At 44.4% G+C, this 14,006-nt stretch carries 15 protein-coding genes and 1 riboswitch; of the genes, 14 read left to right on the top strand and 1 reads right to left on the bottom strand.

Going from position 1 to position 14,006, the window contains the following annotated elements:
• Positions 1 to 34: 34 nt before the first annotated feature.
• A complete protein-coding gene (locus tag PFJ30894_RS11065; RefSeq protein WP_155164240.1) occupies positions 35 to 772 on the bottom strand; it encodes an HAD-IIA family hydrolase in 738 nt (245 codons plus the stop codon).
• A gap of 234 nt (positions 773 to 1,006) precedes the next feature.
• Between PFJ30894_RS11065 and PFJ30894_RS11060 the strand changes: the two genes are divergently transcribed.
• From PFJ30894_RS11060 to PFJ30894_RS10995, 14 genes are all read left to right on the top strand, one after another.
• Positions 1,007 to 1,420 carry a DUF3842 family protein gene (locus PFJ30894_RS11060; RefSeq protein WP_021717041.1) on the top strand — a complete coding sequence of 138 codons (414 nt, stop codon included), beginning with the start codon at positions 1,007 to 1,009 and terminating at the stop codon, positions 1,418 to 1,420.
• A gap of 65 nt (positions 1,421 to 1,485) precedes the next feature.
• Positions 1,486 to 1,905, top strand: a complete 420-nt coding sequence (locus PFJ30894_RS11055; RefSeq protein WP_125669844.1) for an acyl-CoA thioesterase — start codon at positions 1,486 to 1,488, stop codon at positions 1,903 to 1,905.
• Between the two features lie 4 nt (positions 1,906 to 1,909).
• Entirely contained in the window at positions 1,910 to 2,560 is a 651-nt protein-coding gene (locus tag PFJ30894_RS11050; RefSeq protein ID WP_021717043.1) for a coenzyme F420-0:L-glutamate ligase, read from the top strand.
• A 12-nt stretch (positions 2,561 to 2,572) separates the two neighbouring features.
• Positions 2,573 to 3,097 carry a hypothetical protein gene (locus PFJ30894_RS11045; protein WP_125669843.1) on the top strand — a complete coding sequence of 175 codons (525 nt, stop codon included), beginning with the start codon at positions 2,573 to 2,575 and terminating at the stop codon, positions 3,095 to 3,097.
• Between the two features lie 132 nt (positions 3,098 to 3,229).
• A complete protein-coding gene (locus PFJ30894_RS11040; RefSeq protein ID WP_046430351.1) occupies positions 3,230 to 4,888 on the top strand; it encodes a hydantoinase/oxoprolinase family protein in 1,659 nt (552 codons plus the stop codon).
• Between the two features lie 41 nt (positions 4,889 to 4,929).
• Positions 4,930 to 6,201 (top strand): histone deacetylase family protein, encoded by a 1,272-nt coding sequence (locus PFJ30894_RS11035; protein WP_044491504.1) that lies wholly within the window; start codon positions 4,930 to 4,932, stop codon positions 6,199 to 6,201.
• Between the two features lie 51 nt (positions 6,202 to 6,252).
• Entirely contained in the window at positions 6,253 to 6,843 is a 591-nt protein-coding gene (locus PFJ30894_RS11030) for an XTP/dITP diphosphatase (RefSeq protein WP_021717047.1), read from the top strand.
• Complete coding sequence (locus PFJ30894_RS11025; protein WP_021717048.1) at positions 6,840 to 7,319, top strand: metallophosphoesterase; 480 nt, start codon at positions 6,840 to 6,842, stop codon at positions 7,317 to 7,319. Before PFJ30894_RS11030 ends, PFJ30894_RS11025 begins: the two co-directional genes overlap by 4 nt.
• A 131-nt stretch (positions 7,320 to 7,450) precedes the next feature.
• Positions 7,451 to 8,677: an NAD(P)-dependent malic enzyme gene (locus tag PFJ30894_RS11020; RefSeq protein ID WP_046430354.1), complete on the top strand. Its 1,227-nt coding sequence runs from the start codon at positions 7,451 to 7,453 to the stop codon at positions 8,675 to 8,677.
• Between the two features lie 10 nt (positions 8,678 to 8,687).
• A complete protein-coding gene (locus tag PFJ30894_RS11015) occupies positions 8,688 to 9,533 on the top strand; it encodes a fumarate hydratase (protein ID WP_125669841.1) in 846 nt (281 codons plus the stop codon).
• 13 nt (positions 9,534 to 9,546) lie between these two features.
• Positions 9,547 to 10,110, top strand: a complete 564-nt coding sequence (locus PFJ30894_RS11010) for a Fe-S-containing hydro-lyase (RefSeq protein ID WP_021717051.1) — start codon at positions 9,547 to 9,549, stop codon at positions 10,108 to 10,110.
• Between the two features lie 107 nt (positions 10,111 to 10,217).
• Positions 10,218 to 10,316: riboswitch (SAM riboswitch) on the top strand.
• A 103-nt stretch (positions 10,317 to 10,419) separates the two neighbouring features.
• Complete coding sequence (locus PFJ30894_RS11005) at positions 10,420 to 11,241, top strand: MetQ/NlpA family ABC transporter substrate-binding protein (RefSeq protein ID WP_125669840.1); 822 nt, start codon at positions 10,420 to 10,422, stop codon at positions 11,239 to 11,241.
• A 342-nt stretch (positions 11,242 to 11,583) separates the two neighbouring features.
• A complete protein-coding gene (locus PFJ30894_RS11000; protein ID WP_125669839.1) occupies positions 11,584 to 12,909 on the top strand; it encodes a sugar transferase in 1,326 nt (441 codons plus the stop codon).
• Positions 12,909 to 14,006 (top strand): glycosyltransferase family 4 protein, encoded by a 1,098-nt coding sequence (locus PFJ30894_RS10995; RefSeq protein ID WP_231997985.1) that lies wholly within the window; start codon positions 12,909 to 12,911, stop codon positions 14,004 to 14,006. The genes PFJ30894_RS11000 and PFJ30894_RS10995 overlap by 1 nt, the downstream gene beginning before the upstream one ends.

Genomic DNA, 14,006 nt, shown 5'->3' with positions numbered 1-14,006 from the left:
CTCCTGCTTTGCAGGAGCTTTTTCTTTTACTATATTATTTGGGGACGATATCACCAACACCATTTAAAATATAACGGGGACGATAAGCAAAAACCTGCATATTTTCAAGATCAGTAACACCTGAAAGTACCAGGACCGTAGTCAGGCCGCTTTCCATTCCTGCAACTATATCTGTGTCCATACGATCGCCTATCATGGCAGCTTCGTCTGAATGGACGCCAAGCATTCTCAGACCGGTACGCATCATCAGAGGATTGGGCTTGCCTACAAAGTACGCCTGTTTTCCTGTAGCAAGTTCGATAGGAGCAACCAAAGCACGGCAGGCGGGAATGATACCGGTCTCAGTGGGACCCGTCAGATCAGAGTTTGTAGCTACTAAACGTGCACCTTTTTGTAGGAGGCTTACAGCTTTTAAAATCATATCATAATTATAAGCGCGGGTTTCGCCGACAACTACGTAGTCAGGATTAGTATCGTTCATCGTGATACCGGCATCATAAAGAGCATTGACAAGTCCTGGTGCGCCAATAACATAAACACTGCATTTTGGAGACTGGCTTGCCAGAAATTTAGCAGTAGCCAAAGCGCTGGTATAAAAATGGCTTTCATCAACGTCAAGTCCCATTCGCGCTAATTTTTGCTGCAGTTCTTTTGGAGAACGCTCACTGGAGTTCGTCAGGAATAGGAATTCTTTTTCTTCTTTATAAAGCCAGTCGACAAATTCTTTTACTCCGGGCAGTAAACGGTTCCCGTGATAGATGACGCCGTCCATATCGCAGATAAAGCCCTTTTTAGCATAAAGTTCCTGTAAAGTATCTATGATGTTCACTTCCTTAATAATGAAAAATTTAATCTTATATTATAATTATCGACTATTAAAGCAATAATTTCAATGTTTTCAGCTGATGAAATTCGTGTTTCAAAGTAAAATTTATGAAAATTTTTCATTAAAGAGATATTTTGTTATAATATTAAGCAAATATAAGACGTAAGTGAGGAGAAGATTATGCGTATCGCTGTGATAGATGGAATGGGCGGCGGACTTGCCGCACAGGTCGTAAGCCAACTGACCGGCAAGCTTCCGGAACAGGTTGAGCTTATCGGGTTGGGCACTAATGCTTTGGCAACGGCAGCAATGCTCAAAGCAGGAGTCAAGCGCGGAGCCACAGGAGAAAATGCGATTTGTATTTCAGCGGCAGCAGCAGATTTGATCGTCGGCCCTATCGGCATCATCATACCCAATGCTATGATGGGTGAGATCACTCCACGTATTGCGGAAGCAGTCGGCAGCGCTGCTGCTAAAAAAGTTCTTTTGCCCGTGAGCCAAAATCATTTTGAAATAGTTGGCGTGGAGCCTAAGTCACTGGCTTCGTTAGTGAAAGAGGCTGTAAGCAGAATTTTGACTTTGGTTGAAGCCTGATGGTAAAAAGTGGTATAATATAAATTAGTTTTGTTTGAAGAAAGTAAGTAAAGGAGAAAGCCGAAATGATTGCTATCCGTGACCGGGTGCGTTTTGTAGAAACAGATATGATGGGCGTGGTGCATCATGCCAATTATCTGCGCTGGTTTGAAATGGGTCGTGTGGCTTATCTGCGTGCCGCAGGTGTTGAATTACTGGATTTAATGGCACACGGTGTTATTTTTCCGATTACAGAAGTGCATGTGAAATATAAAAATTCCTGTACTTTTGATGATGAGTTTGAAGTACAGACGATAATGACTGAATTCAGCCGGGCTAAAATGGATTTTGCTTACAAGGTGATACGGCTTGCTGATGGCGTGGTGCTGGTTGAAGGCAGGACCCGTAATTTATTTACCAACCAACAGGGAAAGATTATTCGTTTAGATGCCTGTTATTTTGATAAAATCAATGCGCTGTTTCAGCAGGAAACAGCCAAGGAGTGAGAAGATGGAAACAAAATTTGAAATCGTGCCGGTTCCGACACGTATCCTGACCCATCACGACGATATCGTAGAAGCCATTGTTGAATATGGCGGAGACAAGATTGGACCTGATGATGTAGTTTGTGTTGCTGAAAGCGTTGTGGCTATTACACAGGGCGGGGCCAAACGCAGTGAGGATTTTAAGCCAGGTTTGCTGGCAAAGGTTTTGTGCCGTTTATTTCCGTCCAAGGGCAGTATCTCTGGCTGGCATAGTATGCAGGCTCTGATCGATGCTGAAGGCGGAATGAGGGTTTTGATTGCTGTTATCTGTGGCTTTGCGGCAAAATGCGTGGGTGTTTCCGGTGTATTTTATCGTATGGCAGGAGAACAGGCACGTTTGATCGATGACGTTACGGGTACGATGCCTCCATATGACAAGCATATTGTTTACGGACCGCATAACCCCAGTAAAGTAGCCGAGGAAATTACCAGCGGCACAGGTGCTTTTGGAGCGGCAGTAGCGGATGTTAACGATTTGAAGCGTTCCTGTGTTCTGGGGGTTTCCAAGGGTGTTAATGCTGATGAAGTAGCACAGATTTTGATTGATAATCCTTTTGGTAATGGCAGTCAGAAAACACCGGTCGTTGTTATAAAAAACTATCGCAGGGCACGCTAAGGAGGCTAAAAAATGCTTTTCATTTTAAAAGTTATTGCAGCACTGATTTTATTGGCAGTTGTTGTAATCGGAATATATATCTTGCTTCAGGGCAAGGAAAAAATGTTTTTTGAAGTTACTCAGCGTACTAAAGCCAGACTGATTAAACGCAGCGAAAATAAGCTGGAGTTTGAAGTTGAGCTGCCGATGCATAACGATGGCAAAGAAGAAGGCATTATCTTGGATGCATTTATCCGTGTGTATCTGCCGCAGGAACAATATGCTGATGCCCAGCTGCGCGGACGCGTCAATTTAAAAGAAGCGCCGCGTGAAGATGACTATTTCGAAGCAATGCTGCTTGGACCTGGTGTAAAGAAGACGATGGTTGTAAAATTTGAGCTGGTGCCGGAACATGGCGTTACTTTGAAGCAGGCTGTCGAAGGCATGCCGGATGTGGACATTGCGCTGTTTCTTGATTGCCGTGGACGAACTGCGCTCTACACTGTCAAAAAAATTATTACTTTGCATAAAGATGAGCTGCAGGCTTTGCTGGCATAATATAAAAATTCAATTAAAACCGCCGGAAGGCGGTTTTTCTTTTTGGAATAATTTTTCTTTTTGGCAGGTTTTTTCAGTATGGATATGGAATTATAAAATGTTAATGAATGTACGGAAAAGCGGGGTGAGGATATGCTACTGGGAATTGACGTCGGCGGGACATTTACAGATGCCGTGCTGATAGGGAGAGGTACAATAATAGCGCAGGCTAAACGCAGAACAACACATGAAGCAGTATTGCAAGGTATTTTAGAAGCTCTGGATGAGGTTTTGCAGGAGCAGGAAGTTTATAATATTGAACGGGTAGTGATTTCCAGCACAATCGTAACTAACGCTTTAACAGAAGGCCGAACTGATCCGGTATTTTTGGCTGTGATGACAGGACCGGGAATGAATGTTAGTAAGAGCTTTCCTGTAGAGCCTTATTATGTGAGCGGCTATGTCGATCATCGCGGTAAAATAACAGCTCGTATTGACTGGCAGAAGCATCAGGGCTTACTGTCTAAGGCAAAAAACAAAATGGCGGCTGTGTCCGGAAAATTTTCGGTACGTAATCCTGAAAATGAATATGCACTTGCAGGAGAACTGAAAGATTGCGGTTATGAGAAAATTTTTCTCGGTTCGGAGTTATCAGGCGAATTGAATTTTGTGCGGCGTACTAATTCTGCTTATTTTGCAGCTGCTGTTTATAAAACTTTTAAAAATTTTTGCCGTCAGGTACAAGACAGCCTGAAGGAACGCAATATTACTGCACCGGTACATGTGTTAAAGGCTGACGGGGGAACTTTGCCGTTAGATATAGCGCTGAAACAGCCTGTGGAAACTATTTTTACAGGACCGGCAGCCAGCGTTTTGGGTATAGAGGCCCTGGGCGCACCGCAGGTGAAAAGTATTTCGCTGGATGTAGGTGGGACGACTACTGATATTGCTTTTTGGGAAAATGGACTGCCTTTGCTAGCCAGACATGGAGCTAAAGTTGCCGGCTATCCGACAGCTGTACGTTCGTTCCATATGCGAAGCGTTGGCATTGGCGGTGATAGCCGTATCCGTCGGACAGAAACCGGTTTTGAGGTTGGCCCTGAACGTATTGGTCCGGCGATGGCAGTGGGAGGCTGTGAACCGACTTTGTCAGATGCTTTGATAGTAGCTGGGCGGGTTGGTTTTGGTGATAAGGCGGCGGCTCATAGGGGGATGCAGCAGCTGTGCCTGATGGGTGAGACAGCGGCTGAGGTTGCCAGGCAGGTTGTCGAAGCGGCAGTGTCTGTTATTGAAGCTACGATTAACGAAATGCTGCATGAATGGAGTATTCAGCCTGTTTACACTGTCAACGATGTTATTAAAGGGACTGAATTTGAGCCGGAGCTGCTTGTAGGCGTCGGCGGTGGCGCAGCAGGTTTGATTATGGCTTTGGGAGAACGGATGGGACTGCCTGTGGAAATACCGGCTGGCGCAACTGTTGCTAATGCAGTCGGAGCGGCACTGGCCCGGCCGACTTTAGCTGCCAGTCTGCGGGCCGATACTACGGAAGGATATTATCTGATCCCGGAGAGCGGACAGCGTGAACGGCTGCCCAGTGGCTTCAGTATGAAAATGGCGGAAGAACTTTTGGCAGCATGGCTGCATGAGCAGGCTAAAGCCTGGCAGCTGCCGGGGCAGGAAGCTGAAGTGATCAGTAAAGAGTTTTTCAGAACTATCCATGGCTATTACGACAGTGGTGAAATTATTTCACTGAGGATGCAGTTGAAGCCTGGTATCCTGCAAACTGTCATTGGCAGGGAGGTGGCATTTTGAAATCGAAGCTTGGCTTGATATTTTTTCCGGCTTTTGACTGGATGATATCGCCTACACACCCGGAGCGGCAGGAGCGTTTGTTATATACGCGTGATCAACTGCTGGAAGAGGGGCTTTTTGATTTGCCGCAGATCAGAGAATACCGCCCCCGTTTGGCAGAAATCAATGATTTGCAGCGTGCACATATCGGTGTGCCGTCCATTGCACGTCTTATCACACCGGCGCACCTTACTTCTGCAGGCGGTTGTTTAGCCGCAGCTGATGCAGTAATGTCAGGTGAAGTAAAGCGGGCTTTTGCTTTAGTCAGGCCGCCTGGGCATCATGCAATGCGCGTAGTTCACGGAATCCGCGGTTTTTGCACTGTTAATATCGAAGCGGTGATGGTGGAGTATCTGCGCAGTGTTTATGGAATCAAAAAAATCGCTGTTGTCGATACTGACGTACATCATGGTGATGGTTCGCAGGATATTTTTTATCATGATCCTGATACTTTATATATTTCTTTTCATCAGGACGGCAGGACCTTGTATCCCGGTACGGGTTTTCCTGATGAAGCCGGCAGTCCGGCAGCCTGGGGTACAAATATCAACCTGCCGTTGCTGCCGGGCACAGGTGATGAGGGACTGCACAGATTATATGATGGTCTGATCCAGCATATTCTTGATGATTTTGAGCCGGAGCTGATCATTAATTCAGCAGGTCAGGATAATCATTTCAGTGATCCTCTGGCTTCAATGGCTGTAACAGCGCAGGGATATGCCAAATTAGCCGATAAATTGCAGGCTGATATTGCAGTACTGGAGGGCGGCTATTCTGTAGAGGCTGCGCTGCCCTATGTTAATACAGGTATCATTTTGGCAATGGCGGATATGGACTACAGCAAAGTGGTAGAGCCTGACCAAAGCGATTTGCGGCAGCAGGATGAGCGCTGTAATAAACGTGTCGATCAGCTGATTGCTGAAACAGGTGAATTGTGGCGCAGTCGGTTTAGCACCAGAAAAGAGCTGCTGGCAAAATGCGGTAATAGCTGGAGCAGGAAGAAAAGCATTTATTATGATGAAGAAGGGATCAGAGAAGAACAGATCGAGACCGCTCATTATTGCAGGCAATGCAGCGGTTATCTTACGATCAGGACTGCGGCTGCGGGAACACGCTTCGGAGATCAGAGCGCGTTTATCATTTCGTTGAAACGCGATACCTGCAGTGAATGCCGGCAAACTGCTTATGACGAAGCACAGCTGGAAAAACGTAATGGCAAATGGCAGTATGTTTTAGTGCAGCACATAGCTGATGGTGAAATAGAAAGTTTGTAATTAAAATAGGCTGATGCCTTCAAAGATTAGGAAACGGAGTAAAGAAAACTAATGAAAGAAATTGTTATTGCAACACGTAATCCCGGTAAACTTGAAGAATTCAAAGTATTGATGAAAGATTTGGAGGTGGAATTACGTTCATTGGAAGAATGGCCGAATGTACCTGAACCAGAAGAAACAGGGAAAACTTTTATGGCCAATGCCCGACTGAAGGCTGTTTATTATGCTAAAGAAACAGGGCTGCCATGTATCGCCGATGATTCAGGATTAGAAGTACTGGCGCTGGAGGGGGCTCCAGGCGTGCGCAGTGCGCGTTATGCCGGCGAGGAAGCTACGGACGAAGAAAACAACAAACTGCTGCTGCAGACGATGAAATTTCAGGTAAAACGTACTTGCCGTTTCCGTTGTGCATTAGCCGTGGCAGCTCCTAACGGAAAAATTTTATTGGAAAGCGACGGCATTTGTGACGGTATGCTGCTGCATGAGCCGTTAGGGACAGAGGGATTTGGTTATGATCCTCTGTTTTGGTCAACAGAACTGCATAAGGGTATGGGCGAAGCTACGATGCAGGAGAAAAATAAAATCAGCCATCGCGGCAAAGCTATTAAAAAACTTGTTGCGAATTGGGGGAAAATGAAGTGAAAATCGGTATTACCGGCGATACTCACGGCAGCAAACAAGCCATCAGGCAGGTTCTGCATGCTGTGCCGCCTGTTGAATATTGGTTTCATACCGGAGATTACAGTCAGGATGGACGTTTTTTAGTTGCCGAAACCAAGCTGCCGTTACTGGCAGTATGCGGCAATACAGATCCCGGCGAAGGGAAAGCAAATGTAGACGAATTTATTACGTTGGCGGGGCAGCGTATCTGGCTGACGCATGGACATCGTTATCTGCATGGGTATCAGGTATCCGAACTGGCCTGGTGGGCACGTAAGCTGGAAGCTGATATTGTGGTTTTCGGACATACACACGTACCTTTGGTAAAATGGTTCGGTGATGTACTGCTTGTTAATCCCGGCAGCCCTGTTTTACCGCGCAGCGAAATGGGAGCTACGTTTGCTGTATTAACTGTTAAAGAAGGAGAACGCCCGGAAGCTGAGCTTTACAAATTATAGTGCCGTCGTGTCAGGTAAGCTTTTAATTTGTAAAAAAACTTAAAATTCTGACGCTTGCTACTTGAAAAAGCAGTATAATTCATTTACAATATTTAGTATATACTAAATTGAAATTACGGGGGTAATAATGTATGACATTACGTGACGATGCTTTGAAACTCCACTTAGAAAACCATGGCAAGCTTGCTGTTGTGAGCAAGGTTCCCATTAAAACCCGCGAAGATTTGGCCTTGGCATACACCCCTGGTGTTGCTGAACCATGTAAAGAAATCAAAGAAAATAAAGACTTGTCCTTTGAATATACCTGCCGCGGCAACATGGTCGCTATAGTCAGCGACGGTACCCGTGTACTCGGCCTGGGAGATATCGGACCGGAAGCAGCAATGCCGGTAATGGAAGGCAAGGCAGCACTATTTAAAACCTTTGGCGATGTAGATGCTGTACCTATCTGTATCGATACTAAAGATCCTGCTAAAATTATTGAAACTGTACGTTTCCTGCAGCCCAGCTTTGCCGGTATCAATTTGGAAGATATTTCCTCTCCTAAATGCTATGATATCGAATGCGAATTGAAGAAAATCTGCGATATCCCTGTTTTCCATGACGATCAGCACGGTACTGCAATTGCCTGTCTGGCAGCAGTTATCGGTGCTTTGCGCTTCGTGAAAAAAGATATGAAAACAGCTAAATTTGTTGTTAACGGCTGCGGCGCAGCAGGCTCTGCTATCGGCCGTCTGCTTATCAGCATGGGTGCTGAAAATGTAACCATGGTTGATCGTTTCGGCGCTTTGTATGAAGGCATTGACGCTAATCTTGACCGCATCCAGTCTTATCTAGCGACAGTCACTAATAAAGAACATAAAAAAGGCACTTTGGCGGATATCGCCAAAGGCGCTGACGTTTTGATCGGTGTTTCCGCTCCTAACGTCTTTACGAAAGAAATCATCGCCAGCATGGCAGATAAAGCTATAGTTTTTGCACTTGCCAATCCGGTTCCGGAAACTTCTTATGCTGACGCTATCGAAGCTGGTGCTGCTGTTGCAGGTACCGGCCGCAGTGACAGTCCGAATCAGGTCAACAACGTCACTGTATTCCCGGGTGTGTTCCGCGGCGCTATTGATGTACGCGCTAAAGCAATCACTGAAGAAATGAAAGTAGCTGCTGTTTATGCAATTTCCGAACTGATCGACGAGAAAGACCTGCGTGCCGATTATGTTGTTCCGGATGCATTTGATCCGCGTGTTGCGCCGGCAGTTGCGGCCGCAGTGGCCCGTGTTGCTATGGAAACAGGCATTGCCCGCATTAAAGTCGATCCAGAAGAAGTGCGTGCCAACACTATGAAACGTGTCGGCAGATAAGGAGGCTATCATGCGCGAGATAAAAGTTCAGGAGATAACTGCTGCTGTCAGTAAGCTTTGTAAAGATTCCTGCGATTACCTGCCGGAAGAGCTGCTGGAAAAATTAAAAGCATCTATCGCCACCGAAGAATCTCCTTTGGGGCAGGAAATATTGACGACTATCGTTGAGAATGCCGAACTAGCAAAAGCCAAAGACGTGCCGATTTGTCAGGATACCGGTTTGACAGTTGTCTTTATGGAAATCGGACAGGAAGTACATTTTGTAGGCGGAGATCTTTATGAAGCGGTCAACGCCGGTATCGCCGATGGTTATGTTGGCGGTTATCTGCGTAAATCTTCTGTTGATGATCCTTTATTTGTACGTAAAAATACCGGTGATAATACGCCGGCGATCATTCATACAACGATAGTGCCCGGTGAACAGGTCAAAATAACCGTATCGCCTAAAGGCTGCGGCAGTGAAAACATGGGCGCACTAAAAATGCTTAAACCGGCTGACGGCGTTGAAGGCGTTATCAAATTCGTTGTCGACACCGTGCGCAGTGCCGGCCCTAATCCCTGTCCGCCTGTTACCGTAGGTGTCGGTATTGGCGGTAATATGGAAAAAGCTGCACTTTTGGCAAAGTATTCTCTTACTCGTAAGGTAGGGGAGCACAATCCTAATCCTCAGTATGCAGAACTTGAAAAAGAACTGCTGAAACGTGTCAATATGACTGGCGTAGGTCCTTCCGGACTGGGCGGCAGCACTACTGCCGTAGCTGTTAATATTGAATATGCACCGACCCATATCGGCGGCCTGCCGATTGCCGTTAATCTGAACTGCCATGCTGCACGCCGTGCAGAAATGGTATTGTAAGGAGGGGCCTGAGATGAGTGAAGCGATTATCAAATATATCAATGCGCCGTTAAGCGAAGCTACGATCAAAGACCTGCACGCAGGTGATGTAGTACGTATCAGCGGTTACATCTATACTGCCCGTGATGCGGCACATAAGCGTATGACAGAAGCACTGGCCAAGGGAGAGCAATTGCCCTTCGATGTAAGGGATCAGGTGATTTATTACGTAGGTCCAAGCCCTACTAAACCCGGTGAAGTAGTTGGCAGTGCTGGACCGACGACCAGTGGGCGTATGGACAAATATACCCCGACGATGATCGAACAGGGTATGCGTGGGATGATCGGTAAAGGACTGCGGTCGCAGGAAGTTATTGATGCCTGCGTGGAGCATGGCGCTGTTTATTTTGCTGCTATTGGCGGAGCGGCAGCAGTTATTGCAAAATCTATCAAAGGCGAAGAAATGATTGCCTATGAAGATTTAGGGCCTGAAGCTATTCGCCGTTATGAAGTTAAAGATTTTCCTGCTATCGTCTGTATCGACAGCGAAGGCAACGATTTTTATAAAGTTGGCATTGCCAAATACAGTAAAGAGTAACAAATTTAACAAATCTTTAAGGGACTGCAGAAGCAGTTCCTTATTTTTTGCAAAAGTCTTGACAAGCTTATTTAGTTGAGCTATCATAATGCCAATCGAATAACACACTCTTATCGAGAGCGGTGGAGGGACAGGCCCTGTGAAACCCGGCAACCAAGCCTAGCTATGGTGCTAAATCCTGCAAGAACATTCTTGATAGATGAGAGGAAAGCAGAAGCAAGCGCTCTTTCCTCGGAAAGAGCTTTTTTGTTAGTCCGACCGAGCTAAGATAGGTACTGTGTTAAATTCATTTTAAAGGAGAGATTGTTTATGAAAAAGTTATTTCTGGCTTTGCTGGCAGTGTTCAGCATTGCATTAGTCGTTGCCGGCTGTGGCGGCGACAGCAAACCAGCCGCTAACAGCGGCGATAAAAAGGTGGTGCTGAAAGTAGGCGCAACGCCTGTACCGCATGCTGAAATTTTGAATCTGATCAAACCGCAATTGGCTAAAGAAGGCGTTGATCTGCAGATCATTGAATTCAGCGATTATGTTAAACCCAATTTGTCTTTGGCTGATAAAGAATTAGACGCCAACTTCTTCCAGCACACTCCGTATCTCGAGAAATTTGCTTCCGAAAGGAATCTGCCTCTGGTTGCTTATACCAAGGTACATATCGAACCAATGGGGGTTTATTCAAAAAAATTAAAAGACTTAAATAATGTTCCAAGCGGAGCTAAAGTTGCAATCCCGAATGATCCTACTAACGGCGGCCGTGCTCTGGCATTGCTGCAAAGCGCCAAGCTGCTCAAGCTGCGTGACTGTGTAGGCATTTCCGGTACGCCTGGCGATATTGTTGATAATCCTAAAAATCTGCAGATCGTGGAAATAGAAGCAGCTTTGCTGCCGCGTTCCATGGATGATGTTGATCTGTCTGTTATCAATTCCAATTTTGCTATGGAAGCACAGCTGAATCCAGTCAAAGATTCTCTCTTTACTGAACCGAAGGATTCTCCGTATGCCAATATCTTAGCAATACGTAAAGGCGACGATAAGCGTCCGGAACTGCAAAAACTGGATAAAGCTTTAACCAGCCCTGAAGTAAAGAAATTCATCGAAGAGAAATATAAAGGCGCTGTTGTACCTGCTTTTTAATGTAAGCTCTGTTTGATTTTATCGGATAGTGATTGTAAGATAGCAAATAAAAAATATTCCCCTCTCAGCGGAAGTTGAGAGGGGTTATTTTTTTGCCTGGCTTATGGGAATAGAGTCAGGCTTTTTGTTGTTGTAGATCAGGTGCTGGCAAGTGGGATTGTAAATATTGCCGCACAAGTACGATGAAAATATAAGTAAGAGCAAAAATGAGACTGAAATATAAAATAAAACGTGCTTATGTCTTGCGGGGGGGTACAACAGTGGTACAATAATTATGAATTATAGGTGAAATATTTTAGCATAAACAAAAAATACAAAAGTATTGATTATAGGTGAATTCTAGTGGGATATAATTCTTTGCTGCGAAAGATAGTTTTGATCATAGGCGACATAATTTGTTTGTATCTGGCTACCAGCATCGCTATGGCGCTGGAGCTGGGGAATAAACAAACGGATAAGATAGCTTTCCATCTGGAATTTTTACCGATCCTGGTCATCATGATGTTCTTTATGTTCAACGTCTATGGCTTGTTCAGTCTGATCCGCAAAAAGCTGGTAGATATTTTTCTTAATCTATTGGTAGCGGTGACCAATATTTACATCATAGCGATGGCCATGACCTTCTTTTTTCGTCAGTTTGATTATTCACGTGTTGTACTTGTTTATTCAGCGGTATTTTCGTTTGTGTTGCTGGCAATCTGGCAATATATCTGTCACCAGTGGGAATGGGAGTATTTTCCCAAACAGACGGCTGTATTATTTGCAGCCGGTGAAGAAGCAGCACGCATCCAAAATAAATTATTGAAAACTTATGGAATGGAGCAGTCATTGCAGTCTGTTTGTGACAGCTGTCAACAGACCAACTGGAAGCAGCTTATCGACGCTAACTACTATGTTTTTATTGGCGCGGAACTGCCGATAGCAGACAAAGAAAAAATACTGCGTTATGCGCGCAGCACGAAGAAACAAATATTTTTTGTACCGACACTGTATGAACTGGCATGTAAGAATACAGGCTTTTTATTAGTTGATGATATACCGATGCAGCGTGTAACACGTATGCTGCTGACAGCAGAACAGAGAGTACTGAAACGGATTTTAGATATTGCCGTAGCGGTAACTGCTTTGATTATACTATCGCCAGTCATGCTGATAACAGCAGTTATGATAAAACTGGACAGTAAAGGGCCGGTGCTTTATTCACAGGAGCGCGTGGGGCTATACGGTAAGACATTTTTTGTACATAAATTCCGCAGCATGAAGCAGGATGCGGAAGCAAAATGCGGTCCGGTACTGGCTGCGGAAGGGGACCCCAGGATCACAAAATTCGGCAGATTTATGAGGGCTACCAGACTTGATGAGCTGCCGCAGCTGTTCAATGTGCTGAAAGGTGAAATGAGCATCGTCGGGCCCAGACCGGAACGGCCGTTCTTCGTCAAGCAGTTTATTGCCCAAAAGCCTGAATATGATTACCGGCATAACGTCAAACCTGGCATCACAGGCCTGGCACAAATAGCAGGCAAATATAATACCAGTGCCTATGACAAGCTGATCTATGACCTGCTGTATATACAGGACTTCAGCGTCAAAACAGACCTGATGATCATGCTGCAGACATTCAAAGTTCTGCTGACAAAAAGCAGTACTGAAGGAGTACAGGGAAAGTGATGGAGCAGAAGAAAAAAGTTCTTTTTGTAGCAACAGTAGTAAAAACACATATCAATACTTTCCATTTACCCTTCCTCAAAATGTTTAAGGAATATGGGTGGGAAGTACATGTCGCTGCTAAAAATGACTTTGTTGATGAACCATGTGTTATACCAAACTGTGACAGGCACTTTGATATAGATTTTGCACGCTCACCATTTTCCAAAAGCAATATTAAAGCTTATAAGCAGTTAAAACAGATAATAGAAACCAATCATTATGACATTATCCATTGCCATACTCCGATTGCAGGGGTGTTAACAAGGCTTGCAGCAAGAACGGCTAAAGGTACAACAGTGATCTATACAGCCCATGGTTTTCATTTTTATCAAGGCGCTCCTTTGATAAATTGGCTTGTTTACTATCCGGTAGAACGAGTTTGTGGCAAATTTACAGATAAATTGATAACTATTAATCAAGAGGACTACCACAGAGCTAACAGTTGGAGCTTACGTAATAATGGCAAGATATATTATGTTCCTGGTATAGGTGTAGATTTAGAAGAAATACAAAATATTTCTATAAATAAAGTGCAGAAGAAAAAAGAAATAGGTATATCAAACGATGTTAAGGTTCTATTGTCGGTGGGAGAACTAAATAAAAATAAGAATCATGAAATCATTATAAGAGTTTTAAGTAAATTGACTAATAAAAATTTTATTTATTTGATTTGCGGTAATGGAGAATTAAAAGAATATCTGAAAAATTTAGCCAAAGAGCTTGGAGTAAGCGATAAAGTAAAATTTTTAGGATACAGAAAAGATGTATTGGAAATTTATAAAATAGCAGACCTATTTCTTTTCCCATCTAAACGTGAAGGACTGCCTTGTTCGTTAATTGAAGCCATGGCATGTGGATTGCCATGTGTGGCTTCTGATGTCAGAGGAAACAAAGATTTGTTGAGGAGTGATAATCTTTGTAAAAGTAATAAGGAAGAAGAATGGCTGAGATTATTAAATAAAGCCTTTTGTGAAAAGATATTGGTTAATGAGTTGCAAGATATATATGGAGTTAGTCATATTAAGAAGAATATGCAGGATATCTATGGATTAAATTAA

Origin of the sequence: Phascolarctobacterium faecium (assembly GCF_003945365.1) — a bacterium.
GTDB lineage: Bacteria > Bacillota > Negativicutes > Acidaminococcales > Acidaminococcaceae > Phascolarctobacterium > Phascolarctobacterium faecium.
This window is presented reverse-complemented; position numbering and strand designations above follow the sequence as displayed.

Bases quoted from the DNA above. Each gene is read 5' to 3' on its own strand.
- PFJ30894_RS11065 (WP_155164240.1), bottom strand. From the start codon at position 772: ATGGACGGCGTCATCTATCACGGGAACCGTTTACTGCCCGGAGTAAAA.
- PFJ30894_RS11060 (WP_021717041.1), top strand. From the start codon at position 1,007: ATGCGTATCGCTGTGATAGATGGAATGGGCGGCGGACTTGCCGCACAG.
- PFJ30894_RS11055 (WP_125669844.1), top strand. From the start codon at position 1,486: ATGATTGCTATCCGTGACCGGGTGCGTTTTGTAGAAACAGATATGATG.
- PFJ30894_RS11050 (WP_021717043.1), top strand. From the start codon at position 1,910: ATGGAAACAAAATTTGAAATCGTGCCGGTTCCGACACGTATCCTGACC.
- PFJ30894_RS11045 (WP_125669843.1), top strand. From the start codon at position 2,573: ATGCTTTTCATTTTAAAAGTTATTGCAGCACTGATTTTATTGGCAGTT.
- PFJ30894_RS11040 (WP_046430351.1), top strand. From the start codon at position 3,230: ATGCTACTGGGAATTGACGTCGGCGGGACATTTACAGATGCCGTGCTG.
- PFJ30894_RS11035 (WP_044491504.1), top strand. From the start codon at position 4,930: ATGATATCGCCTACACACCCGGAGCGGCAGGAGCGTTTGTTATATACG.
- PFJ30894_RS11030 (WP_021717047.1), top strand. From the start codon at position 6,253: ATGAAAGAAATTGTTATTGCAACACGTAATCCCGGTAAACTTGAAGAA.
- PFJ30894_RS11020 (WP_046430354.1), top strand. From the start codon at position 7,451: ATGACATTACGTGACGATGCTTTGAAACTCCACTTAGAAAACCATGGC.
- PFJ30894_RS11015 (WP_125669841.1), top strand. From the start codon at position 8,688: ATGCGCGAGATAAAAGTTCAGGAGATAACTGCTGCTGTCAGTAAGCTT.
- PFJ30894_RS11010 (WP_021717051.1), top strand. From the start codon at position 9,547: ATGAGTGAAGCGATTATCAAATATATCAATGCGCCGTTAAGCGAAGCT.
- PFJ30894_RS11005 (WP_125669840.1), top strand. From the start codon at position 10,420: ATGAAAAAGTTATTTCTGGCTTTGCTGGCAGTGTTCAGCATTGCATTA.
- PFJ30894_RS10995 (WP_231997985.1), top strand. From the start codon at position 12,909: ATGGAGCAGAAGAAAAAAGTTCTTTTTGTAGCAACAGTAGTAAAAACA.